Source organism: Sutterella wadsworthensis 2_1_59BFAA (assembly GCF_000297775.1).
GTDB lineage: Bacteria > Pseudomonadota > Gammaproteobacteria > Burkholderiales > Burkholderiaceae_F > Sutterella > Sutterella wadsworthensis_A.
The window spans coordinates 56579-78787 of record NZ_JH815522.1; the positions used below are offsets into that span (position 1 = coordinate 56579).

The window sequence follows — 22209 nt, forward strand, 5'->3', positions numbered from 1 at the left end:
CCCCTTCGAGCGGGCGCGGACGCATTTTTCTATCGCAGGAATTGCTTTCCCTCATGAGTTTGGAAATCCGCCCCGTCCGAGAAGAGGACGTCGAGGTCGTATGCGGCCTCATTCATGCGCTCGCCCGCTACGAGCGACTCGAATCCCACTGCAAGGCCACGTCCGAGCAGCTTCGCGAGGAGCTCTTCGGCCCGCGCGCCGTCATCGGCTGCGTGCTTGCCTGGGAGGTGAACGAGGCGACGGGCGCCGAGCGCCCCGTGGGCTTCGCGCTCTACTTCTACAACTTCTCCACCTTCCTCACGAGGCGAGGCCTCTACCTTGAGGATCTCTTCGTCGTCGAGGACGCGCGCCGCCGCGGCTACGGCAAGGCGATCATCCGGCACCTTGCGCAGAAGGCGCTCGACGAGGGCTGCGGCCGCTTCGACTGGAGCGTGCTCGACTGGAACCAGCCCGCCATCGACTTCTACGAGGGACTCGGCGCCGAGGTGCTGCCAGACTGGCGCATCTGCAGGCTTTCGGGCGAGGCGCTTCTCAGGGCGGCCGGACGTTGAGCCGCTAAAATAAAGGTTCTTGCACATTCACTCAGCACTAAGGACACAGGATGAGCAGCTATCAGGTGCTCGCCAGAAAGTGGCGGCCTCATGACTTCGACACGATCGTCGGCCAGGAGCACGTCGTGACCGCGCTCACGCGCGCTCTCACGGAAAAGCGCCTTCATCACGCCTATCTCTTCACGGGAACCCGCGGCGTCGGCAAGACGACGATCTCCCGCATCTTTGCCAAGGCCCTCAACTGCCAGGGGGCGGACGGCCACGGCGACATGACGGCTCATCCCTGCGGAGTCTGCCCCGCCTGCCGCGCGATCGACGAGGGACGCTTCCCCGACTACATCGAGATGGACGCGGCGAGCAACCGTTCGGTCGAGGACATGACCGCGCTCCTTGAGCGCGCGATGTACGCGCCCACGCAGGGCCGCTTCAAGGTTTACATGATCGACGAAGTCCACATGCTGAGCTCGACGGCCTTCAACGCCATGCTCAAGACGCTTGAGGAGCCGCCCGAATACGTGAAGTTCATCCTCGCGACGACGGACCCGCAGAAGGTGCCCATCACCGTGCTCTCGCGCTGTTTGCAGTTCAATCTGCGCAACATGACGCCCCAGGACGTCGTGGGCCACATGAGCCGCATCCTCACCGAAGAGGGCATTCCGTTCGAGGAAGGCGCGCTGCGCGTGCTCGCCCAGGGCGCCCGCGGCTCCATGCGAGACGGCCTTTCGCTTCTTGACCAGGCCATCGCCTACTGCGGCGACGGCGTGACGCAGGAAGGTGTGCGCCGCATGCTCGGCATGAGCGGCGGCGAAACCCTCACGGGCATTCTCAGGGCGCTCGCCGCAGGTGACGGCGCGGGCATGCTGGCCGTCGCCGACGCCATGCAGACGCAGGGCCTTTCCTTTGCGCAGGCGCTCCGCGACCTCGCGGGCCTGCTGCACCGCGTCGCGCTCGTGCAGCGTGTGCCCGCAGCCGTGAGCGAGGACGATCCCGACTGCGCCTCGATCCGAGAGTTCGAGCAGGCCTTCTCCCCCGAGGAGATCCAGCTCTACTACCAGATCGCCCTTCACGGCCGCAACGACCTCAACCTCGCCCCCGACGAATACGCGGGCTTCACGATGGCTCTGCTGCGCATGCTCGCCTTCAAGCCCGCAGGCGCGAGAGCCGTGACGCGCGTGCCCGCCCGTGATGCGGGCAGGGCGCCCGTTCAGGCGCCCGCCTCCGTGCAGGCCCCTGCGGCAGTTCCTGCTCCCGCTGCGCCCTCGGCTGGAGTACAGACCGTGGGCCGAAGCTCGGGCATGCCTCCCCTGCCGCGTCCCTCGGCGCCGCCTCCCGGACTCGCGGGCCCCGCCGCCGGGCAGCTCGACGACGACACGCCTCCCTGGGGAGAACCCTCCGCCAGTTGAGTACGCTCCGGAGATTCCCCAGAGCGGTCCCGATCCGGACCGCTCGGAGTCTTCTCTCGACTGGCGGTCGATCATTGCAGGAGCAGGACTGACGGGACCGCTGCGCAACCTCGCCGCTTCGGCGCAGGTGCTTGAGCTCACCCGAAGCCACGTCAGGCTTCGTCTTCGCGTCGCGGCATTCGCGACCGAAACGGGCCGCGAGCTTCTCTCCCGCGCGCTTTCGTCCTATTTCGGAAGCCACTGCATGGTGGAGTTCGAGGTGGGCGACGTGGCGGGCGGCACCGTGGCCGATCAGGAGGAGCGCGAGCGCGAGGAGGCCCGCAGGGCCCTCATCGAAGGGTTCCGCAACGACCCCTTCGTGAAGCAGGTGCAGGCGCTGTTTCATGGTACGATTGACGACACTACCGTCAAGGCGAACACCGACTGACGGCTTGAATGATTTTTTGAATAAAGGAACACAATATGCGTGGATTCGGCGGCGGTATGGGCGGTCTCATGGCTCAGGCTCAGAAGATGCAGGCCAAGATTGCCAAGGTGCAGGAGGAAATCGCTGCGATGGAAGTCGCGGGTGAGTCCGGCGGCGGTGCCGTCAAGGTCGTCATCACCGGCAAGCACGAGTGCAAGAGCGTCGTGATCGATCCCTCGGTCGTGGATCCCGAGGACGTCGAAATGCTTCAGGACCTGATCCAACTCGCCTTCAACAGCGCGCAGACCCGTCTCTCCGAAATCTCCGAGGAGCGCATGCGCAAGGAAGTTCCGCTTCCTCCGGGTATGAAGCTGCCGTTCTGATCAGCCTGACACGATCCGAACGCTGACAAGCCAACAGCCGTCGATGCCGAAAGGATCGGCGGCTTTTTTCTTCAGGAGCTGCAAGATGCTGCGAATTCCACAGTCCTACATTGACGAGCTGCTTGAGGGCGACTGGGCCCTTCATGACGTCACGACCGAAGGCATGGGCCTCAAGGGCGAGTACGTCGTCACCGCCTGGCCCAAGGAGACCGGCATCGTCGCCGGCATCGAGATCGCCGAGCGCGTCTTCAAGACCGTCGGCCTCAGGACCGAGATGCTCTACGGAGACGGGGACCACGCCTTCATGCACTCTCCGATCCTCCGCGCCTGGGGCACGCCCGAGCAGCTTCACGCCACCTACAAGGTCGCCCAGTGCGTGATGGAGTACTCCACGGGCATCGCCCGCCGCACCCACGAAATGGTGAGCATCGCGCGCGACCGCTGGGGCCGCATCCAAGTGGCGGGTACCCGCAAGCACTTCCCCGGCGGCAAGATCCTCTCGATCGCCGCGCTCAGGGCGGGCGGCGGCATCATCCACCGCGCGGGTATCTCCGACTCCATCCTAGTCTTCGACCAGCACAGAACCCTCACGCGCAATCCCGTCCATGCGGTCCGCCGCCTCATGGCGATGGAGCCCGAGCGCAAGGTCTGCGTCGAGGTCGACACGCCCGAGGACGGCATGTTCTGGGCCGACAAGGGCGTGCACATCATCCAGTGCGAACGCTTCACGCCCGAGGTCCTCGCGGCCTTCGTGCGCGAGGTGAAGGCGAAGCACCCGCACGTCGTTGTCAACGCCGCAGGCGGCATCAATGGCGACAACGTGGGTGACTACGCGGACACCCGCTGCGACGTGCTGGTCACGAGCTGGCCCTATTTCGGCAGGCCCGCTGACATCAAGATGAGCTTCTCGCCCGCGAATCCCAAGCCATGAGCATCCGTCTTTCCCCAGCCGTCGAGAGTCTGGTCAAGGCCCTCGGAAAACTTCCGGGCTACGGCCCCCGGTCGGCCCAGCGCGCCGCCTTCCATCTGCTTCAGAACAGGGATGAGTCCCTCGACGAACTCGCCGCCGCCGTCGAGCGCGTGCGCCGAGGCGTCGGCCGCTGCCGCCTCTGCAACACCTTCACCGAAGGGGATATCTGCCCCGTGTGCCTTGACGAGGAGAGGGACCCTGGACTTCTCTGCGTCGTGGAGAGCACGGCGGACCAGATGGCCCTTGATGCGTCGCTCGCCTGGCCCGGCTACTACTTCGTCCTTTCGGGGCGCCTGAGCCCCGTCAACGGCATCGGACCCGCCGACATCGGCATGCCGCTCCTGCTCAAACGCGTGGGGGCGGGCGTCGAGGAAGGCGTGCTGCGCGAGGTCGTCGTCGCCATGAGCTACACGCCCGAGGGCGACGCAACCGCCTACTATCTGATCGACGCCCTCAAGAAGCGGTGGCCGCAGCTGCGCGTCACCCGCCTTGCAAGAGGCCTGCCCGCAGGCATCGAAATCGAGTACACGGACCTGAGCACGATCGCCAACGCGGTCTACGCCAGAAGGGATGCCTGAGAGGTCGTGCGAGGCCCCTCGGGCCTCCGCCCGACGGCGGCAAAACCGAGTGCATTTGTCGCCAAAAACGACCATTGTTGAACCGTTTTCGGATGAAAAGGAATTACTTTTCCTTCGTCCGATTTCGGACAATGCGACTAGGGTTTTCTGCTCAGACAAGGAGCGGAAAAGGGCTCTCCCGCCTACATAGAATGACAGGGTTCCCAAGCCCGTTTGTCGCTAACGGCTCAGCTAGACAATAGGGCAAAAAAAATAAGAGCCTCGAGACATCCAGATGCACTCTCTCTTCAAAGACCCGCGCCCCGAAGCCGCACTCATTCTTTCGGACGGCACGGTACTCCTCGGACGCAGCTTCGGTGCGAGCGTCTCCAATGTTGCCGAAGTCGTCTTCAATACGGCGATGACCGGCTATCAGGAGGTCCTCACGGATCCGTCCTATACGGGCCAGATCGTCACGCTCACGGGCGCCCACGTCGGCAACGTCGGCGTCAACGCCCAGGACCGCGAGGGCGGCGCAGCCGTTCATGCCGCAGGCCTCGTCGTCAGGGACGTTCCCGCCGTCCACTCCAACTTCCGCTCTGAAAAGTCCCTGCCCGACTACCTCGTCGAGCAGGGCGTTCCCGCGATTGCAGGCGTGGACACGCGCCGCCTGACGCGCATCCTCCGCACGAAGGGCGCCCAGGCCGGCGTGATCGTCGTCGCCCGCAACGGTGCGCTCACCGAGGACGAGATCGACGCAGGCCGCAAGGCCGTTGCCGCCTGGAAGGGCATGGCGGGCCAGGACCTTGCCAAGGTCGTCACCTGCAAGGCTCCCTATGAGTGGACCGAAGGCGCCTTCAGCATGAAGGCCGCGGACGGCAGGCCCGGCTTTGTGACGCCCGCAGAGCTCCCCGTTCACGTCGTCGCCTACGACTTCGGCGTGAAGACCAACATTCTTCGCATGCTCGTCGAACGCGGCATGCGCGTGACCGTGGTGCCCGCGCAGACGCCCGTGGAGGACGTGCTTGCCATGAACCCCGACGGCGTCTTCCTCTCCAACGGCCCCGGCGACCCCGCCCCCTGCACGTATGCCATCGAGGCCGCCCGCGAGATCATCGCGAGGAAGATTCCGCTTTTCGGCATCTGCCTCGGCCACCAGATCATGGGGCTCGCCGTCGGCGCCAAGACGCTCAAGATGAAGTTCGGCCATCACGGCGCGAACCATCCCGTGGTGGATTTGCGCTCGCGACACGTGTACATTACGAGCCAGAACCATGGTTTTGCCGTGGATGCAAAAACGCTTCCCGCCAACGCCGTGCCGACACACGAATCGCTCTTCGACGGTTCGCTGCAGGGCTTTGAGCTCACCGACGCGCCGGCCTTCTGCTTCCAGGGGCACCCTGAAGCCAGTCCCGGTCCGCATGACATCGCCCCGCTTTTCGACCACTTCCGCGAACTGATCGAGAGGCACAGAGCAGCCTGACCGTCCCCTGAGCTCCGCACAGACTCAAAGAGGACCAACATGGAAAAAGCAAACGTTCTGGCCGCACTCAACGACGCACGCGATGCGCTCGACGCCCTGATCTCCAACGAGAAGACGATTGAAGCCGTCGTGGCGGCGGCAGGCCTCATGGTGGACGCCGTCGAGGGCGACGGCAAGGTGATGAGCTGCGGCAACGGCGGCAGTCTCTGCGACGCCATGCATTTTGCGGAGGAGATGACGGGCCGCTACCGCAGCAACCGTCGTCCCTACGCAGCGCTTGCGATTTCCGACGCCTCGCACATGGCCTGCGTCGGCAACGACTACGGCTACGAGGAGGTCTTCTCTCGTTATGTCGAGGCGCACGGCCGCAAGGGCGACGTGCTTCTTGCCATCACGACGTCCGGCACGAGCCGCAACATCGTCAAGGCGGCCGAGGTCGCCCGCAGGAAGGGCGTCAAGGTCGTTGCGCTCACGGGGCGCGACGAGACGCCCATCACCGAGCTTGCCGACGTGTCCATCGTGACCCCGGCGGGCCGCTGGGCCGACCGCGTGCAGGAGCTCCACATCAAGTGCATCCATATTCTCATCGAGCTCATTGAAAGGCGGCTCGACAAGCAAAACTACGAGTAAAACATGCCCAAGCGTACAGACATCAAGTCCGTTCTCATCATCGGTGCAGGCCCGATCATCATCGGTCAGGCCTGCGAATTCGACTACTCCGGCGCACAGGCCTGCAAGGCCCTTCGCGAGGAAGGCTACCGAGTCATCCTTGTGAACTCCAATCCGGCCACGATCATGACCGACCCGCAGACCGCGGACGTCACCTACATCGAGCCGATCACCTGGGAGGTCGTCGAACGAATCATCGCCAAGGAACGTCCCGATGCGATCCTGCCGACGATGGGCGGCCAGACGGCCCTCAACTGCGCGATGGACCTCGCGCGTCACGGCGTGCTCGACAAGTACGACATCGAGCTCATCGGCGCCAAGCCCGATGCCATCGACAAGGCCGAGGACCGCGAGCGCTTCAAGGAAGCCATGGACCGCATCGGACTTGAGTCCGCACGCTCAGGCGTCGCCTATTCCCTTCGCGAGGCCAAGGAGCTTCAGGCGAAGTTCGGCTTCCCGACCGTGATCCGTCCGTCTTTCACGCTCGGCGGCTCCGGCGGCGGCATCGCCCACGACATGGAGAGCTTCGTCGAGATCTGCGAACGCGGCCTCGAGCTCTCTCCCACGCACGAGCTCCTCATCGAGGAGTCGCTCCTCGGTTGGAAGGAGTACGAAATGGAAGTCGTCCGCGACACTGCGGACAACTGCATCATCGTCTGCTCCATCGAGAACTTCGACCCGATGGGCGTGCATACGGGCGACTCCATCACGGTTGCGCCCGCCCAGACGCTCACCGACCGCGAGTACCAGCGCATGCGCGACGCCTCGATCGCCATTCTGCGCGAGATCGGCGTCGACACGGGCGGCTCCAACGTCCAGTTCGCCGTCAATCCCGAGACGGGCCGCATGATCGTCATCGAGATGAATCCGCGCGTCTCCCGCTCCTCCGCACTCGCCTCCAAGGCCACGGGCTTCCCGATCGCCCGCATCGCCGCCAAGCTCGCCGTGGGTTACACGCTCGACGAGCTGCGCAACGAAATCACCGGCGGCCTCACGCCCGCCTCCTTCGAGCCGACGATCGACTACGTCGTCACGAAGGTGCCGCGCTTCGCGTTCGAGAAGTTCCCTGCCGCCAACGACCGCCTCACGACGCAGATGAAGTCCGTGGGCGAGGTGATGGCCATCGGCCGCACCTTCCAGGAATCCCTGCAGAAGGCCCTGCGCGGTCTGGAGACCGGCCACAACGGCCTCAACGAAACGGGCGTCGGCATCGAGCAGCTTCGCCACGAAATCGCCGTGCCCGGCCCCGAACGCATCTTCTTCCTTGCCGATGGCATCCGCGCCGGCATGACGGACGAAGAGCTCCACGAACTCTCCGCCATCGATCCGTGGTTCCTCAATCAGGTCCGCGAGATCGTCGAGACCGAGGACAAGCTCCGCGGCAATCCGCTCTCCGCGTTCACGAAGTCCGACATGCTCTTCCTCAAGCGCAAGGGCTTCTCCGACGGCCGCCTTGCCCAGCTGACAGGCGCGAAGGAGGCCGAGGTCCGCGCCGCCCGCCTGGCGATGGGCATCCGTCCCGTCTACAAGCGCGTCGACACCTGCGCCGCCGAATTCGCGACCAACACCGCCTACCTCTACTCCACCTACGAGGAGGAGTGCGAGGCCGAACCCACCGACCGCAGGAAGGTCATGGTGCTCGGCGGCGGTCCGAACCGCATCGGCCAGGGCATCGAGTTCGACTACTGCTGCGTCCACGCCTCGAAGGCCCTGCGTGCCGACGGCTGGGAGACGATCATGGTCAACTGCAATCCGGAAACGGTGTCGACCGACTTTGATACGTCCGACCGCCTCTACTTCGAGCCCGTGACGCTCGAAGACGTGCTCGCCATCTGCGAAGTCGAGAAGCCCGCAGGCGTCATCGTCCAGTATGGCGGCCAGACGCCGCTCAAGCTTTGCCGCGCCCTCGAGGCCGCAGGCGTGCCCATCATCGGCACGACGCCCGACGCCATCGACTGCGCCGAGGATCGCGAGCGCTTCCAGCACCTGCTTCAGAAGCTCAACCTTCGCCAGCCGCCCAACCGCACGGCCCGGACCGAGGAGGACGCCATCAGGCTCGCCGCCGAAATCGGCTATCCGCTCGTCGTGCGTCCGTCCTACGTGCTCGGCGGCCGCGCCATGGACATCGTGCACACGCCCGAAGCCCTGCAGCGCTACATGAAGGAGGCCGTGTCGGTCTCCAACGAAAGCCCCGTACTTCTCGACCGCTTCCTTGACGACGCTGTTGAAATGGACGTCGACGCCGTGGCCGACGGTCATGAGGTCCAGGTCGCCGGCGTGATGGAACACATCGAACAGGCCGGCGTGCACTCGGGCGACTCCGCCTGCTCGCTGCCGCCCTACAGCCTTCCCGCCGTCGTGGTCGAGGAGATCAAGCGTCAGACGAAACTCATGGCCGAGGCGCTCAACGTGGTGGGCCTCATGAACGTGCAGTTCGCCGTCCAGCACGCGCACTCCGAAAACCCCGTCATCTACGTCCTTGAAGTGAATCCGCGCGCCTCCCGCACGGTGCCGTTCGTCTCCAAGGCCACGGGCAACCCCGTCGCCGCCATCGCCGCACGCGTAATGGCGGGCCAGACGCTCGCCGAACAGGGCGTGAACCTCGAGGTGACGCCGCGCTACGTGAGCGTCAAGGAGGCCGTCTTCCCGTTCTCCAAGTTCCTCGGCGTCGACCCGGTCCTCGGGCCGGAAATGCGCTCGACGGGCGAAGTGATGGGCGTGGGCCGTGACTTCGGCGAGGCGCTCTTCAAGAGCCAGCTCGCCGCAGGCTCCAGGCTCCCCGAACGCGGCTCCGTGTTCATCTCGGTGCGCGAGTGCGACAAGCCCAAGGCCGTCGTCTGCGCCCACCAGCTCCACCAGGCGGGCTTCCCGCTCGTGGCGACCGCGGGTACTGCTCACGTCATCCAGCAGGCCGGCATCCCGTGCCGCACCGTGGGCCGCATCGGCGACGCTGCGGGCGACGTGATCGGCATGATGGAGGCGGGCGACATCACGCTCGTCATCATGTCGGTGGCCGAGCACGAGGGCGAGCTCAACGATGCGCGCGCCATCCGCAAGCTTGCGCTGGCCAAGCAGATCACGTACTACACGACGATGGCGGGCGGTCTTGCCGCCTCCGAGGGCATCCGCCACATGCGCTCCGTGCAGGTCTACGACCTTCAGGGCCTGCATGCGGGCACGCTGCCCTGACGGATTTGCTAAACTAACGTAGCACAGACTGGGCCGCAGCGCGGTCCGGTCGTCCGGATTTTCGATGACGTCCGGCGAGCTTCGTCTCGTCGGACGTTTCCATTCATTCAGAGTTTCCTTTTTCGAGAATTAGCAACATGGTCTCGACCCGCATTCCCATCACGACCCGAGGCGCCGAAAAGCTGAAGGCCGAACTCGACTACCTCAAGAAGGTCGCCCGCCCGAACGTGGTGGCCGCCATCGCCGAAGCCCGTGAAAAGGGCGACCTTTCCGAAAACGCGGAGTACGATGCCGCCCGTGAAGAGCAGGGTCACATTGAAGGCCGCATCGCCGAGCTCGAAGGCAAGATTCCCGCCCTGCAGATCATCGATCCGAAGAGCGTCGACGCCGGCGAGCGCATCGTCTTCGGCGCCACGGTCGGCCTCTACGACGAGGATGACGACGTGAGCGTCACCTACCAGATCGTCGGCGACGACGAGGCGGACATCAAGGAAAACCGCATTTCAGTCTCCTCTCCGATCGCCCGCGCCCTGATCGGCAAGTACGAGGGCGACAGCGTCCAGTTCATGGCCCCGAAGGGACTCGTCTCCTACGAAATCGAATCCGTCGAGTACATCTGATCCGGATTCACGAAGCCCTGAATCAAAAAAAGAGCGCAGCCGTCAAGACTGCGCTCTTTTGTTCGGTGCCCTTAAGTCAGGGAGATCAGGAGCGGGAGCCCGCACCCTTCTTCGTCACGCGGTTCTTCTTGGAACGGGAGCGGACGGGAATCGGGGAGGTGGCCTTCTTCTTTTCGCCCGGCTTCTTGGAGTCGACCTTCTTGGCGGGCTTCGCGACGGCCTTGAGCGGCGTGCGCTTGGCAGGGGCCGACGGAGCCTCCTTCTTGCCGGCAACGGAGGCCGTCTTCATGGAGAGGATGGCGAGGCGGGCGGCTTCATCGGGATCCTGACGCTCGCTCTCGTCGGCGGGACGCCAGAAGATGAGAAGCTTGCCGATCATCTGGACGCGGGCGGCGCCGAGCTTTTCGGCGACTTCGGCGTAGATGGACTCAAGTTCCTCGCGGTCGTCGGACGGAACGCGGACCTTGATGAGCTCGTGGTCGTTGAGGGCGCGGTCGATTTCGTGAAGAACGGCGTTGGTGAGGCCGTTGGCGCCGAGAAGGACGACCGGGTCAAGATGGTGGGCCTGGGAACGAAGGGCCAGACGCGCATCGCGCGCGAGAATGATTTCTTTCATAATAAACGGATGTGTCCCCGCGGCGCTTCAAAGGGAAGCGCTCGAAGCGGGGGGCTGATAAACAAAGTTGGCTGGGGAAAATATGCCTGTAGCAACCAAAAAACTGCGCTCCAACCGCGCCTGGATCGAACGTCACATCAATGATCCGTTCGTGAAGCGTTCCAAGGCCGAAGGATACCGAGCCCGCTCGGTCTACAAACTGACCGAGCTCGACGATCGTGAACATCTGCTTCGCCGCGGCATGACCGTGGTTGAACTCGGCGCGGCGCCGGGAAGCTGGACGCAGATCGTCCGCGAGCGTTTGTCGGACAAGGACGGCCGTGTCCAGGGCCGCATCATAGCCATGGATATCCTGCCGATGGATCCGATCGACGGCGTGACATTCCTGCAGGGAGATTTCCGTGAGCAGGAAATCGCGGACAAATTAGCAGAAATTCTTGACGGCGACAAGGTCGACGTCGTTTTAAGTGACATGGCCCCGAATCTTTCGGGCATCGCCGCTGCGGACGCCGCCCGTTCGCTGCTTCTCAACGAGCTCGCGCACGAGTTCTGTCTCGAGCATCTCAAGCCCAACGGCGTCTTCGTGACAAAGTCGTTCCAGGGTTCGGGCTTCTCGCAGTTCGTCGAGGCGCTCAAGAAGACCTTCAAGAAGGTTTACACGCGCAAGCCCGCCGCCTCTCGCGACACGTCGGCCGAAGTCTACCTCGTCGCCCGCGAGCTCAAGCCCGGCAAGTAGTCCCTGCGGCCGAAATAATCGGTCACGATTTTTCGGCTCCCCGCACAAATAGGTGCGAGCAAATGCGCGTAAGGGGGCGACATTCGCGCAGAACGAGCGGCTAAAATATGCCCATTACGCCTTTGCCGATGCCGAAAGGCTTTCGAGGCGAAGGCCTTCTTACAAGACTAAGGAAGATGACGGCGCAGGGCCCGACTGCGGCTCCGCCGTCAGGAGACATACATTGGACAACAAAATCTTCAGCCGCATCGCCGTCTGGGCGCTGGTCGGTCTGGTGCTCTTCACGGTGTTCCGCCAGTATGAAGACGCCTACGCCCCGCCGCGCGACACGATCAGCTACACGCAGTTCATGGAGGACGCCAAGGCGGGCAAGGTCCGTCGCGTCGACATCCAGGGCCGTACGCTCATCGTCACGCCCCAGACCGGCGAGGAATTCAAGCTCACCAATCCGGGCGACATCTGGATGGTGGACGAGCTCAGGAAGAGCAACGTTCAGATCTACGGCAAGGCCGAGGAGGAGCCGTCTCTTCTGACGACCATCTTCATCTCCTGGTTCCCGATGATCCTTCTCATCGGCGTGTGGATCTTCTTCATGCGCCGCATGCAGGGCGGTGCGGGCGGCGGTGGCGGAGCGTTCAGCTTCGGCAAGTCGAAGGCCCGCAAGCTTGACGAGGAAAGCAACAAGGTGCGCTTCCGCGACGTCGCGGGCTGCAACGAGGCCAAGGAAGACGTTCAGGAAATCGTGGACTTCCTTCGCGAACCCAAGCGCTTCCAGCGTCTCGGCGGCCGCATTCCGCGCGGCCTGCTGCTCGTCGGACCTCCGGGCACCGGCAAGACGCTCCTCGCCAAGGCGATCGCCGGCGAGGCGGGCGTGCCGTTCTTCACGATCTCCGGTTCTGACTTCGTTGAAATGTTCGTCGGCGTGGGCGCAGCCCGCGTGCGCGACATGTTCGAGACCGCCAAGAAGAACGAGCCCTGCATCATCTTCATTGACGAAATCGATGCGGTCGGCCGCCAACGCGGCGCAGGCCTCGGCGGCGGCAATGACGAACGCGAGCAGACCCTCAACCAGATGCTCGTCGAGATGGACGGCTTCGACTCCGGCGCCAACGTGATCGTGATCGCCGCGACGAACCGTCCCGACGTTCTCGACCCCGCTCTGCTGCGTCCGGGCCGCTTCGACCGCCAGGTGGTGGTGCCGCTGCCCGACATCCGCGGCCGCGACCAGATCCTCAACGTGCACATGCGCAAGATCCCCGTCGGCAAGGACGTCGACAGCATGGTGATCGCGCGCGGTACGCCGGGCTTCTCGGGCGCCGATCTTGCGAACCTCGTCAACGAGGCCGCGCTCTTCGCCGCCCGCCGCAACGGCCGCGTCGTGAAGATGTGCGACTTTGAAAACGCCAAGGACAAGATCATGATGGGCGCCGAACGCCGCGCCATGGTCATGAGCGAGGACGAGCGCCGCAACACGGCCTACCACGAGTCCGGCCATGCCGTCGTGGCACGCCTGATGCCCAAGTCCGATCCAGTCCACAAGGTCACGATCGTTCCGCGCGGTCGTGCGCTCGGTCTGACGATGCAGCTTCCGAAGGAAGACCGCTACGCCTACGATCGCCAGTACCTGCTCACGCGCATCGCGATTCTCTTCGGCGGCCGCATCGCCGAGGAGGTCTTCATGAACCAGATGACGACCGGCGCTTCGAACGACTTCGAGCGCGCCACGCAGATGGCCCGCGACATGGTGATGCGCTACGGCATGAGCGACAGGCTCGGGCCCATGGTCTACTCTGAAAACGAGGGCGAGGTGTTCCTCGGCCGCTCCGTGACGAAGACGACCAACATCTCCGAGAAGACGATGCAGGAAGTCGACGCCGAAGTCCGCCGCATCATCGACGAGCAGTACGCCATCGCGCGCAGGCTCATCGAGGAAAACCGCGACAAGATGGAAGTCATGGCCAAGGCGCTTCTCGACTGGGAGACGATCGACGCCGACCAGATCGACGACATCATGGAAGGCCGCGCGCCGCGTCCGCCCAAGACCTCCAAGGAGGCCGTGAAGCCTGAAGCGGCGCAGGCCGCCGCGCCCGAGGGCGAGGCAGGCGCCGCAGAAGAGCCCAAGGCCGAAGATGCCGAGGCTCCCGCGGCTCCCGAAGCCGCCGGCGCGAAGGAGGCTTCCTCCTCCGACAATGCCGGTGCCCCGAAGGGCGATGATGACCGCCGCTCCGAATAACCTCGGAACAGGCTAAGATAGGCTGCAGGGCTGAAGAGAGGCCCTGCAGCCTTTTTCAATTGATAAAAACAAAAGCGATAAAAGCAAGATGACAGAACTTCACGAGCGCGCCAGCGTCTGGCGCTGTGGCGCCAAGGTCTTCGAGATCGACCGCCTCCACCCGCTCATCATGGGCATTCTGAACGTGACGCCGGACTCCTTTTCCGACGGCGGCACCCACAACGGCCTTGAGGACGCCGTCGCCTGGGCGCACCGCATGCGCGACGAAGGCGCGCACATCATCGACGTGGGCGGCGAGTCCACGCGTCCGGGCTTCAACGAAACCGGCGTCACGCTTGAAGAGGAGCGCCGCCGCGTCATTCCCGTGGTCGAGCGACTCGTGAAGGAAGGATTCATCGTGAGCGTCGACACCTCCAAGCCGGAGATCATGACCGAGGTGGCTTCGCTCGGCGCGCACATCCTCAACGACATCCGCGGCTTCGAGATGCCCGGCGCGCTTGAAGCCGCCGCGGCGACGGACTGCGGCCTCGTCGTCATGCACCGCTCGGCCACCACGGACTACAAGGATGTCGTGGCGGAGGTCGAGGCCTACCTTCAGGAAAGGCAGCGCCTCCTCGAGGGGCTCGGCGTTTCGGCGGACCGCATCTGCTGGGATCCGGGCTTCGGCTTCGGCAAGACCGTCGAGCAGAACTTCGCGCTGCTCGGCTCCACGGAAAGATTCGTTGCATCCGGTCAGCCCTATCTGATGGGGCTCTCTCGCAAGTCGTCCATCGGGGCGGCCACGGGCCACAAGGCGCCAATGGACCGCATTGCGGGCAGCATCGCCGGCGCGCTTATCGCCGTCGAGCAGGGCGCCCAGGTCGTCCGCGTGCATGACTGCCGCCAGACCGTCGACGCCGTCGCCGTCTGGCGCGCGTCCGAGGAGGCCTGCGGACGCAGGTAAGAAACAACCTAAGGAGAACAATCATGACTCGTCGTTATTTTGGTACGGACGGTGTTCGAGGCCGTGTCGGCAAGGCGCCGATCACGCCCGACTTCGTGCTGCGCCTCGGTCAGGCCGCAGGCCGCGTTCTTCGCCGCCAGAGCCTGACGGGACACGCGACCGTGCTCATCGGCAAGGACACGCGCGTTTCGGGCTACATGCTCGAGGCTGCGCTTCAGGCAGGCTTCTCGAGCGCCGGCGTGGACATCGTGCTCTGCGGTCCGATTCCGACGCCCGCCGTCGCCTATCTCACCCGCGCCCTTCGCCTCGACGCGGGCGTGGTGATCTCCGCGAGCCACAATCCGTACGACGACAACGGCATCAAGTTCTTCTCAGGCGAAGGTACGAAGCTGCCCGACGCCGTCGAGCTCGGCATCGAGGACGAGCTCGACGCGGGCTGCACCTGCGTGCCTTCGGCCGAACTCGGCAAGGCCCGCCGCCTTGACGATGCGGCCGGCCGCTACATCGAGTTCTGCAAGTCGACGATCGATTTCAGCACGGATCTCAAGGGCCTGCGCATTCTCGTCGACTGCGCCAACGGCGCCGCCTATCACATTGCGCCCGACGTCTTCCACGAACTCGGCGCCGAAGTGGTCGCCGTGGGCAACACTCCAGACGGCCTCAACATCAACGACGGCGTGGGCGCGACCCACACCGAGAACCTCTCGCGCCTTGCCGCCGAGCACGGCTGCGACGTCGCGGTGAGCCTCGACGGCGACGCGGACCGCCTGATCATGGCGGACGCCGAGGGCCACGTCTACAACGGTGACGAACTCCTCTACGTGATCGTGCGCGACCGCATGTTGCAGGGCCCAGTCGCGGGCGTTGTCGGCACGCTGATGACCAACTACGCCCTCGAGCGCCGCTTCGGCGAACTCGGCGTCTCCTTCGTGCGCGCCAAGGTCGGCGACCGCTACGTGCTCGAGGAGCTCAAGCGCAACGGCTGGCTTTTCGGCGGCGAATCGTCGGGCCACATTCTTGCGCTCGACCGCCAGACGACGGGCGACGGCATCGTGAGCGCCCTTCAGGTGCTCTCCGCCATGCGCCGCAGCGGCAGGAGCCTTGCCGAACTGACGGCCGACCTGCAGCTTCTGCCTCAGGTACTCGTCAACAAGCGCATTCCTGCCGGCTACGACTGGCAGAACGACCGTGACTTCTCGCGCACGGTCGAGGCCTGCCGCACCGAGGTGGAGGGCCGCGGCCGCGTGCTCATCCGTCCGTCGGGCACGGAGCCCCTGCTGCGAATCATGGTCGAGGCCGACGATGCGTATCTTGCCGCCGAACTGACTTCCCGCATGGCCGAGAGCCTTTCCGTCGAGCATCAGGCTTGATCTACGACGAAACATTGGTAAATTCACGGTGACACGACAGAGTCAAACTTGCTAAACTGCAGGATACGATTCCATCCCGAGGATGGTGTTCAAGAGTTTTTAGATTGATAAGGAAGAGATAAATGGCCGAAGAAGTCAAGTCTGCCGATGCTCCCGTTCAGCAGCCCGCCAAGGGTCCGTTCGTGCATTCCCTGCGCGTCTACCTCGTTGGCGGCCAGCAGTTCACCCTCAATGAAGTGACGGATTCCCCCGAAGTTCCGAGGAACGTCGTCGCCTTTATCAACGCCTGGCGCGCCAAGAAGGACGTCTGGCACAGCCCCAACAACGACGTGCATTTCGGCGTCCGCGTGAAGGATGTGTCCATGTACGAATACCGCGTCGGCCAACCGGCTGCTCCGAAGGCTGAAGAGGAAAAGGTTGAAGCCGAGGTCGCTGCCGAGGCTCAGGCCAAGGCTGAAGCCTGATATCGGGTCATCCGCTGAAGAAAGCCGGACTGTTTTCGGGCAGTTCGGCTTTTTTGTCTTCAAAAAAACGGTTCGGGCGCTCGCAAGCGGGTCTGCATTTGATAGACTTCCGAGCATCTGTCTTTTTATTCCCGGCCCTTGTGCCGGTGCATGTGTCATGAAGCTGATTGTTGCCATCATCAAGCCGTTCAAGCTCGATGAAGTTCGTGAGGCACTCGCCGACGTCGGCGTGAACGGCCTTACCGTCACGGAAGTGAAGGGCTTTGGCCGCCAGAAGGGTCACACCGAGCTCTACCGCGGTGCCGAATACGTCGTGGACTTCCTGCCCAAGCTCAAGATCGAGGCCGTCGTCGCCGACGACATTCTCGAGCAGGCCATCGAGGCCATTCGCAAGGCCGCCTACACCGGCAAGATCGGCGACGGCAAGATCTTCGTCTACGAGGTCGAGCAGGCGATCCGCATCCGTACGGGCGAAATGGGCGAGGACGCCGTCTGACAGGCATCCCGCGTGCGCGCCTTCGAGGCCTGCAGGATGAAATTGAAAGGCAGAGGGGACAGGCATGAGCCTGTCCCCTCTGCTTTTATTGCCAGAAGATCCCGAGTCCTTCCTCAGTCGCGCTTCTGCTGCGTGACGAGCACCCGCACGGCGCCTTCGTCGCCGTCGTTGGGCGGACACTGGACGAAGGCCATCACCTCGGGACGCTGCTTGAGCCAGCGGCGGACCATGTCGCGCAGAACGCCCTGGCCCTTGCTGCCGTAGCCCACGCCGTGAACGATGCGCAGGCAGCGGCGCCCGCTCATGTGGTTCTCGAGGATGAAGCGGGCGACCGCTTCGCGAGCCTCGTCGACGCGCATGCCGTGGAGGTCGATTGCCGCCTCGACCGGCCATTCGCCGCGATAGAGCTTGCGGGGAATGTCGGGCGAGACGCCCTTGCGGTGCATCATGCGGCCGTCTTCGGTTTCAAGAAAGACGGAGGCGTCGAGAAGGTCCGACATCTGCGACTCGGGTTCCTTGTCCTCGCCCGTACCGAGATTGAGGGCGACGGGACGGGGCTTCGGAGCCTTGGTGTCGGCAAGCTTCTTCTGGGACATCTTGCGGACGCCGAACTCCGCCATGGCGGCGGCGAACTGGTTCGCTTCGGCATGCCTGCGGGCTTCCTCGGCACGACGCTTCTTTTCGGCCTCCTCGCGGGCCTTGGCCTCTTCCTTGAGGGCCTTGCTGACCTGCTTGAGGTCGGCGAAGTTGTTGATGACTGGCATTTGTGATGAATCCGAAGGGATTTACCTTGATTGAAGTTACTGTTGGTTTTCCAGGAAGCATTGGGCGTCGAGCGCCGCCATGCAGCCCGTGGCGGCGGAGGTGACGGCCTGACGGTAGGTCTGGTCCTGCACGTCGCCTGCGGCGAAGACGCCGGGAACGCTGGTGGCGGTAGCGGCGGGGCTGCGCGTGCCGGCCGTGACGATGTAGCCGCGGTCGAGCTCGAGCTTGCCCTCGAAGAGGGACGTGTTCGGACGGTGGCCGATGGCGATGAAGACGCCTTCAACGTCGACTGTCTTGTCGGCTTCGCCCTTCGTGGAGGCGAGCTCAAGACCCGTGACGCCCTTGCCGTCGCCGAGCACTTCCTTGACCGTGCGGTCGAGCTCGAGCGTGATGCGGCCTTCCCTGACGGCCTCCATCAGGTGGTCGACCATGATGGGTTCGGCGCGGAAGGTGTCGCGGCGGTGCACGAGCGTGACGTGGTTGGCGATGTTGGAGAGGTAGAGGGCCTCCTCGACGGCTGCATTGCCGCCGCCCACAACCGCGACGGGCTTGCCGCGGTAGAAGAAGCCGTCGCACGTGGCGCAGCCCGAGACGCCCTTGCCCTTGTACTGCTCCTCGCTTTCAAGACCGAGGTACATGGCGGAGGCGCCCGTCGCGATGATGAGCGCGTCGCAGGTGTATTCGCCGCCCATGTCGCCCTTGAGCGTGAAGGGACGCTTGGAAAGATCGACGGAGGTGATCATGTCGAAGGCGACCTCGGTGCCGAAGCGCTCGGCCTGCTTCTGAAGGCGTTCCATGAGCTCGGGGCCCTGGATGCCGTCGACGGCGGAGGGCCAGTTGTCGACTTCGGAGGTCGTCATGAGCTGACCGCCGTGGTCCATGCCCGTGATGAGCATGGGCTTGAGGTTGGCGCGAGCGGCGTAGATGGCGGCGGTGAAGCCGGCGGGGCCGGACCCGAGGACGATGAGCTTGCTGTGTTTGGCTTCCATGGGAAAAATCTCCGGTGGACCTGCGCCTTTGGAGCGCAGGCGGCATGAGGGGCGCAATCTTCGGGGCGCCCTCATGCAAAATGATAGATGAATTTGATTTTAGACCTAAAATTAATAGTGATGTCTTAAGGCGTCCCGGCCTTCGCGGGCGGGGCAATACGCTGTAACGATTTCCATGCATGGCCGGCTGCCTGCCGCGGCGGCAAAGGGACCGACGACGGCGGCCGAACTTTTTAGAATTAGGTGGATCAGGAGGAGGCGCAGACAGGCCTCCCTACACGTCAAGCGTAAAAATGACAAGAGAAACGAAAAAAGGCACTCGCAAGCAGAAGACGAAGAAAGACGTCCGGGATCAGGCGACCGAGCCTGTCGTTCAGGCGGCGGCCGTTCCTGGCCGCGACCTCAAGGGACTGCTGTGCGCATGGTTCATGAACACGATCAGGACCCTCTGGGCATGGAGCTGGCTGCTGTCGGTCTTCTTTGCCATCGTGATCGCGCTTACGCTCGGGAGCTATTCGCTCAACGATCCGTCCTTCTCGGTTTCGACGGGTCGCACGCCCGAGAACTTCTGCGGCGCGCTCGGCGCCTGGACGGCCGATCTCATGCTCTCGGCCTTCGGCTTTTCCGCCTGGTGGTTTGTGCTCGGCAGCGCGATGATCGGCTTCTTCGCGATCCGCACGGCCTGGCGCCGCCTGAAGGGCGAGACGGATCCTCTTCGCATCAATCCTCCCAAGATCACGGCCGCCGTCGGCTTTCTGGCGGTGCTCGTGGGCTCGACCTGCCTCGAGGCCCTGCGTCTTCGCCGCTTCCAGATGATCCTTCCGGGCGAGCCGGGCGGCATCCTCGGCGACAGCCTCGCCTGGGGCATCCGCCACTACATCGGCGTCGGACTCTCCACGGTGCTTTTCGTCTCGCTCATTGCAGTCGGCCTTTCGCTTCTGATGGACTTCCAGTGGGGAGACGTCGCGGAGCGCATCGGCCGCTTCATCTGCTGCTGGTTCATCGATCCCGTGGCCCGTCTCCTCAAGACCAAGCGCCGCGAGGAGGTGCTCGCACCCCAGGATGAGCCCGAGACCGTGGACACGGATGCGAGCATCGTGCCGATCGTGCGCGTGGTCGATGATGACACTCCGCCCGCCGCATTTGTCGAGACGCTCGCCAGGGCGGATGCGTTCTCTGCATCCGTTCCGGCCTCCGCAGGTCCTGCAGTGCAGGCCGCCCCGAGGGCTTCCAAGCATGCGGACTGCCCCCTCAGCATGTCGCTTCTCGACGAGCCGCCCGCTCATCGCGAGGCCAACAGCGCCGACGACCTGCAGATGACGGGCAGGCTCATCGTCTCCAAGCTCAAGAGCTACGGCATCGAGGCCTCGATCGGAGGCATCCAGCCCGGTCCCGTGATCACCCAGTACTGGCTCGAGCCCGGTCCCGGTGTCAAGGGTTCGCAGATCGACAACGTGAGGGACGACTTGCGCCGCACGCTCGGCGTTCAGGCCGTGCGCGTCGTGCCGAGCATTCCGAACACGAGCTTCATTGGTCTTGAAGTTCCGAACCCCGTGCGGGAGACGGTCCGCCTCAAGGAGATCCTCGAGAGCAAGGCCTTCCGAGAAAGCACGGCGCCGCTCACGCTCGCGCTCGGCAAGGATATCGGCGGCAAGGCCTTCGTGATCGACCTCGCCAAGATGCCGCATCTGCTTGTGGCGGGTACGACGGGGTCGGGCAAGTCGGTTGGCATCAATGCCATGATTCTCTCGATGCTTTACCGCAATTCGCCCGCGGACCTCAGGCTCGTGCTGATCGACCCGAAGATGCTCGAGTTCTCGCTCTACAACGGCATTCCGCATCTTCTCTGCCCCGTCGTCACCGACATGAACAAGGCGGCCTCGGCCCTCAAGTGGCTCACCCGCGAGATGGACCGCCGCTATGCCGTGATGAGCCGCATGGGTGTGCGTCACTTCAACAACTACAACGAGAAGATCCGCAGGGCCGCGGAAAACGGCGAGACGATTCCCGATCCGCTGCAGTCTCCCGAGGATCCCGTTCAGAAACCGCTCGAGGTCTGGCCCTTCATCGTCTGCATCGTCGACGAACTCGCGGACCTCATGCTCACGAACCGCAAGGAGGTCGAGGGCGAGATCACCAGACTCACGCAGAAGGCCCGTGCAGCAGGCATTCATCTGATCATCGCGACCCAGCGTCCGTCGGTCGATGTGGTGACAAGCCTCATCAAGGCAAACGTGCCCACGCGCATCTCCTTCCAGGTGGCTTCGGGCATCGACAGCCGCGTGATTCTGGGCGAGTCCGGCGCCGAGTCCCTGCTCGGCTGGGGCGACATGCTCCTGCGCCGTCCCGGCGTGCCGCAGTCGACCCGCATCCAGGGGTGCTTCGTGGCTGACGATGAAGTGCTTCGCGTCGTCACCGAACTGCAGAAGCTCGGCGAGCCCGACTACATCGACAGCGTCACCGAGGAGCCTGACGACGAGGGCGGCGACGGCGATGCGGGTGCGGGCGGCGGCCGCAGGTCGGGCGAGTCCGATCCGCTTTACGACAAGGCGGTCGATCTCGTGCTTCGCGAGCGCCGCGCGACGATCTCGTTCGTGCAGCGCCATCTCGGCGTCGGCTACAACCGAGCCGCCAATCTTCTCGAAGCCATGGAGGAGGCCCGCATCGTGAGCAAGGCCAACAGCATGGGCCGACGTGAAATTCTTGTACCGGAGAACTAAATGACTGAACTGACGCGCCGAACCTTCATCATCGGACTCTGCCTTGCGTCCGCCGCGGCCCTTGCCGCAGGGAAGACGGAGGCTACCGGCTCGCTCGCCAGGCTCAAGGCCTTTCTGAAGTCGACCACGAGCGCCCGCGGCACCTTCAGGCAGACGGTGATCGACCGTTCGGGCCGCGAGGTCTCGAAGCCGTCCTCGGGGTACTTCCGCTTCATGCGTCCGGGCCGCTTCGAATGGACGTATGAAAAGCCGTACGTCCAGCGCATCATGAGCGACGGCAAGACGCTCTGGATTCATGATCCCGAACTCTTTCAGGTGACGGAGAAGGCCCTTGAGGGGGCGCTCCCGTCCACGCCCGCCGCTATTCTCTTCGGCGAGCGCGACTTCGAGGAGGACTGGAATGTGACGGAGATTTCGGACACCGTGCTCGAGGCGCGTCCGAAGAACCCCGACGGCTCGTTCGAGTCGGTCGTCATCGAGTTCGACGCAAGGGGCGAGCTTGCGGGCATGGAGCTCGTCGACACGTTCGCCCAGCGTACCACGCTCGTCTTCGGGGAGATCGTCCGCGAGCGCATGGATCCCGCCTCCTTCAGGCTCGAGATTCCCGAGGGCACGGACGTCGTCAAGTCCGCCTTCTGAGCACGGT

At 64.2% G+C, this 22209-nt stretch carries 21 protein-coding genes; 18 read left to right on the forward strand and 3 right to left on the reverse strand.

The features are described from left to right. Positions 1-53: 53 nt before the first annotated feature. From HMPREF9465_RS11850 to greA, 10 genes are all read left to right on the forward strand, one after another. Positions 54-551: a GNAT family N-acetyltransferase gene (locus HMPREF9465_RS11850; RefSeq protein WP_005437314.1), complete on the forward strand. Its 498-nt coding sequence runs from the start codon at positions 54-56 to the stop codon at positions 549-551. Positions 552-601: 50 nt separating this feature from the next. Continuing rightward, positions 602-1954 (forward strand): DNA polymerase III subunit gamma/tau, encoded by a 1353-nt coding sequence (dnaX, locus tag HMPREF9465_RS11855; protein ID WP_005437316.1) that lies wholly within the window; start codon positions 602-604, stop codon positions 1952-1954. Positions 1955-2081: 127 nt separating this feature from the next. Further along, complete coding sequence (locus HMPREF9465_RS11860; protein ID WP_005437317.1) at positions 2082-2381, forward strand: hypothetical protein; 300 nt, start codon at positions 2082-2084, stop codon at positions 2379-2381. A gap of 35 nt (positions 2382-2416) precedes the next feature. Further along, positions 2417-2743 (forward strand): YbaB/EbfC family nucleoid-associated protein, encoded by a 327-nt coding sequence (locus HMPREF9465_RS11865; protein ID WP_005437318.1) that lies wholly within the window; start codon positions 2417-2419, stop codon positions 2741-2743. A gap of 85 nt (positions 2744-2828) precedes the next feature. Continuing rightward, positions 2829-3674, forward strand: coding sequence for a ModD protein (gene modD, locus HMPREF9465_RS11870; RefSeq protein WP_005437319.1), 846 nt, complete (start codon positions 2829-2831; stop codon positions 3672-3674). Further along, positions 3671-4291 carry a recombination mediator RecR gene (gene recR / locus HMPREF9465_RS11875; RefSeq protein WP_005437320.1) on the forward strand — a complete coding sequence of 207 codons (621 nt, stop codon included), beginning with the start codon at positions 3671-3673 and terminating at the stop codon, positions 4289-4291. Before modD ends, recR begins: the two co-directional genes overlap by 4 nt. A 274-nt stretch (positions 4292-4565) precedes the next feature. After that, positions 4566-5753 (forward strand): glutamine-hydrolyzing carbamoyl-phosphate synthase small subunit, encoded by a 1188-nt coding sequence (carA, locus tag HMPREF9465_RS11880; RefSeq protein ID WP_005437321.1) that lies wholly within the window; start codon positions 4566-4568, stop codon positions 5751-5753. Between the two features lie 39 nt (positions 5754-5792). After that, positions 5793-6383, forward strand: a complete 591-nt coding sequence (gene gmhA / locus HMPREF9465_RS11885; protein ID WP_005437322.1) for a D-sedoheptulose 7-phosphate isomerase — start codon at positions 5793-5795, stop codon at positions 6381-6383. Positions 6384-6386: 3 nt separating this feature from the next. Further along, the gene (gene carB / locus HMPREF9465_RS11890) at positions 6387-9611 is read left to right on the forward strand and encodes a carbamoyl-phosphate synthase large subunit (RefSeq protein ID WP_005437324.1); all 3225 of its coding nucleotides are present in this window, start codon (positions 6387-6389) and stop codon (positions 9609-9611) included. 137 nt (positions 9612-9748) lie between these two features. Then, entirely contained in the window at positions 9749-10231 is a 483-nt protein-coding gene (greA, locus tag HMPREF9465_RS11895) for a transcription elongation factor GreA (RefSeq protein ID WP_005437325.1), read from the forward strand. A gap of 85 nt (positions 10232-10316) precedes the next feature. On the opposite strand, the gene yhbY is transcribed toward greA, so the two are convergent. Further along, positions 10317-10847 carry a ribosome assembly RNA-binding protein YhbY gene (yhbY, locus tag HMPREF9465_RS11900; RefSeq protein WP_005437327.1) on the reverse strand — a complete coding sequence of 177 codons (531 nt, stop codon included), beginning with the start codon at positions 10845-10847 and terminating at the stop codon, positions 10317-10319. A gap of 82 nt (positions 10848-10929) precedes the next feature. Here yhbY and HMPREF9465_RS11905 point away from each other — a divergent pair, with 82 nt between their 5' ends. The 6 genes from HMPREF9465_RS11905 (at position 10930) to HMPREF9465_RS11930 (ending at position 17089) form a co-directional block, all read left to right on the forward strand. Beyond that, positions 10930-11583: an RlmE family RNA methyltransferase gene (locus HMPREF9465_RS11905; RefSeq protein WP_005437329.1), complete on the forward strand. Its 654-nt coding sequence runs from the start codon at positions 10930-10932 to the stop codon at positions 11581-11583. A 223-nt stretch (positions 11584-11806) separates the two neighbouring features. Then, a complete protein-coding gene (gene ftsH, locus HMPREF9465_RS11910) occupies positions 11807-13816 on the forward strand; it encodes an ATP-dependent zinc metalloprotease FtsH (protein WP_005437331.1) in 2010 nt (669 codons plus the stop codon). 88 nt (positions 13817-13904) lie between these two features. Continuing rightward, on the forward strand, positions 13905-14759 hold the full coding sequence (gene folP, locus HMPREF9465_RS11915; protein WP_005437332.1) for a dihydropteroate synthase: 855 nt from the start codon (positions 13905-13907) through the stop codon (positions 14757-14759). A 23-nt stretch (positions 14760-14782) separates the two neighbouring features. Next, positions 14783-16129: a phosphoglucosamine mutase gene (glmM, locus tag HMPREF9465_RS11920; RefSeq protein WP_005437334.1), complete on the forward strand. Its 1347-nt coding sequence runs from the start codon at positions 14783-14785 to the stop codon at positions 16127-16129. Between the two features lie 122 nt (positions 16130-16251). Next, positions 16252-16593 (forward strand): hypothetical protein, encoded by a 342-nt coding sequence (locus tag HMPREF9465_RS11925; RefSeq protein WP_005437335.1) that lies wholly within the window; start codon positions 16252-16254, stop codon positions 16591-16593. A 157-nt stretch (positions 16594-16750) separates the two neighbouring features. Beyond that, positions 16751-17089: a P-II family nitrogen regulator gene (locus tag HMPREF9465_RS11930; RefSeq protein WP_005437337.1), complete on the forward strand. Its 339-nt coding sequence runs from the start codon at positions 16751-16753 to the stop codon at positions 17087-17089. A 113-nt stretch (positions 17090-17202) separates the two neighbouring features. Here the strand turns inward: HMPREF9465_RS11930 and HMPREF9465_RS11935 are convergent, their stop codons facing one another. Together HMPREF9465_RS11935 and trxB are read right to left on the reverse strand one after the other, a co-directional pair. Beyond that, on the reverse strand, positions 17203-17853 hold the full coding sequence (locus tag HMPREF9465_RS11935) for a Smr/MutS family protein (RefSeq protein ID WP_005437338.1): 651 nt from the start codon (positions 17851-17853) through the stop codon (positions 17203-17205). A 36-nt stretch (positions 17854-17889) separates the two neighbouring features. Next, positions 17890-18843: a thioredoxin-disulfide reductase gene (trxB, locus tag HMPREF9465_RS11940; protein WP_005437340.1), complete on the reverse strand. Its 954-nt coding sequence runs from the start codon at positions 18841-18843 to the stop codon at positions 17890-17892. A 293-nt stretch (positions 18844-19136) separates the two neighbouring features. On the opposite strand from trxB, the gene HMPREF9465_RS11945 reads away from it, so the two are divergent. Continuing rightward, entirely contained in the window at positions 19137-21563 is a 2427-nt protein-coding gene (locus tag HMPREF9465_RS11945; RefSeq protein ID WP_005437342.1) for a DNA translocase FtsK, read from the forward strand. Then, positions 21564-22202, forward strand: coding sequence for an outer membrane lipoprotein chaperone LolA (lolA, locus tag HMPREF9465_RS11950; RefSeq protein WP_005437347.1), 639 nt, complete (start codon positions 21564-21566; stop codon positions 22200-22202). Positions 22203-22209 lie beyond the last annotated feature (7 nt).

What these genes read in the sequence shown, in the direction of transcription:
- greA (WP_005437325.1), top strand. Translation starts at nt 9,749, where the DNA reads ATGGTCTCGACCCGCATTCCCATCACGACCCGAGGCGCCGAAAAGCTG.
- yhbY (WP_005437327.1), bottom strand. Translation starts at nt 10,847, where the DNA reads ATGAAAGAAATCATTCTCGCGCGCGATGCGCGTCTGGCCCTTCGTTCC.
- lolA (WP_005437347.1), top strand. Translation starts at nt 21,564, where the DNA reads ATGACTGAACTGACGCGCCGAACCTTCATCATCGGACTCTGCCTTGCG.
- folP (WP_005437332.1), top strand. Translation starts at nt 13,905, where the DNA reads ATGACAGAACTTCACGAGCGCGCCAGCGTCTGGCGCTGTGGCGCCAAG.
- HMPREF9465_RS11925 (WP_005437335.1), top strand. Translation starts at nt 16,252, where the DNA reads ATGGCCGAAGAAGTCAAGTCTGCCGATGCTCCCGTTCAGCAGCCCGCC.
- recR (WP_005437320.1), top strand. Translation starts at nt 3,671, where the DNA reads ATGAGCATCCGTCTTTCCCCAGCCGTCGAGAGTCTGGTCAAGGCCCTC.
- carA (WP_005437321.1), top strand. Translation starts at nt 4,566, where the DNA reads ATGCACTCTCTCTTCAAAGACCCGCGCCCCGAAGCCGCACTCATTCTT.
- modD (WP_005437319.1), top strand. Translation starts at nt 2,829, where the DNA reads ATGCTGCGAATTCCACAGTCCTACATTGACGAGCTGCTTGAGGGCGAC.
- dnaX (WP_005437316.1), top strand. Translation starts at nt 602, where the DNA reads ATGAGCAGCTATCAGGTGCTCGCCAGAAAGTGGCGGCCTCATGACTTC.
- HMPREF9465_RS11935 (WP_005437338.1), bottom strand. Translation starts at nt 17,853, where the DNA reads ATGCCAGTCATCAACAACTTCGCCGACCTCAAGCAGGTCAGCAAGGCC.
- carB (WP_005437324.1), top strand. Translation starts at nt 6,387, where the DNA reads ATGCCCAAGCGTACAGACATCAAGTCCGTTCTCATCATCGGTGCAGGC.
- HMPREF9465_RS11930 (WP_005437337.1), top strand. Translation starts at nt 16,751, where the DNA reads ATGAAGCTGATTGTTGCCATCATCAAGCCGTTCAAGCTCGATGAAGTT.
- HMPREF9465_RS11905 (WP_005437329.1), top strand. Translation starts at nt 10,930, where the DNA reads ATGCCTGTAGCAACCAAAAAACTGCGCTCCAACCGCGCCTGGATCGAA.
- HMPREF9465_RS11945 (WP_005437342.1), top strand. Translation starts at nt 19,137, where the DNA reads ATGACAAGAGAAACGAAAAAAGGCACTCGCAAGCAGAAGACGAAGAAA.
- HMPREF9465_RS11850 (WP_005437314.1), top strand. Translation starts at nt 54, where the DNA reads ATGAGTTTGGAAATCCGCCCCGTCCGAGAAGAGGACGTCGAGGTCGTA.
- trxB (WP_005437340.1), bottom strand. Translation starts at nt 18,843, where the DNA reads ATGGAAGCCAAACACAGCAAGCTCATCGTCCTCGGGTCCGGCCCCGCC.
- HMPREF9465_RS11865 (WP_005437318.1), top strand. Translation starts at nt 2,417, where the DNA reads ATGCGTGGATTCGGCGGCGGTATGGGCGGTCTCATGGCTCAGGCTCAG.
- glmM (WP_005437334.1), top strand. Translation starts at nt 14,783, where the DNA reads ATGACTCGTCGTTATTTTGGTACGGACGGTGTTCGAGGCCGTGTCGGC.
- gmhA (WP_005437322.1), top strand. Translation starts at nt 5,793, where the DNA reads ATGGAAAAAGCAAACGTTCTGGCCGCACTCAACGACGCACGCGATGCG.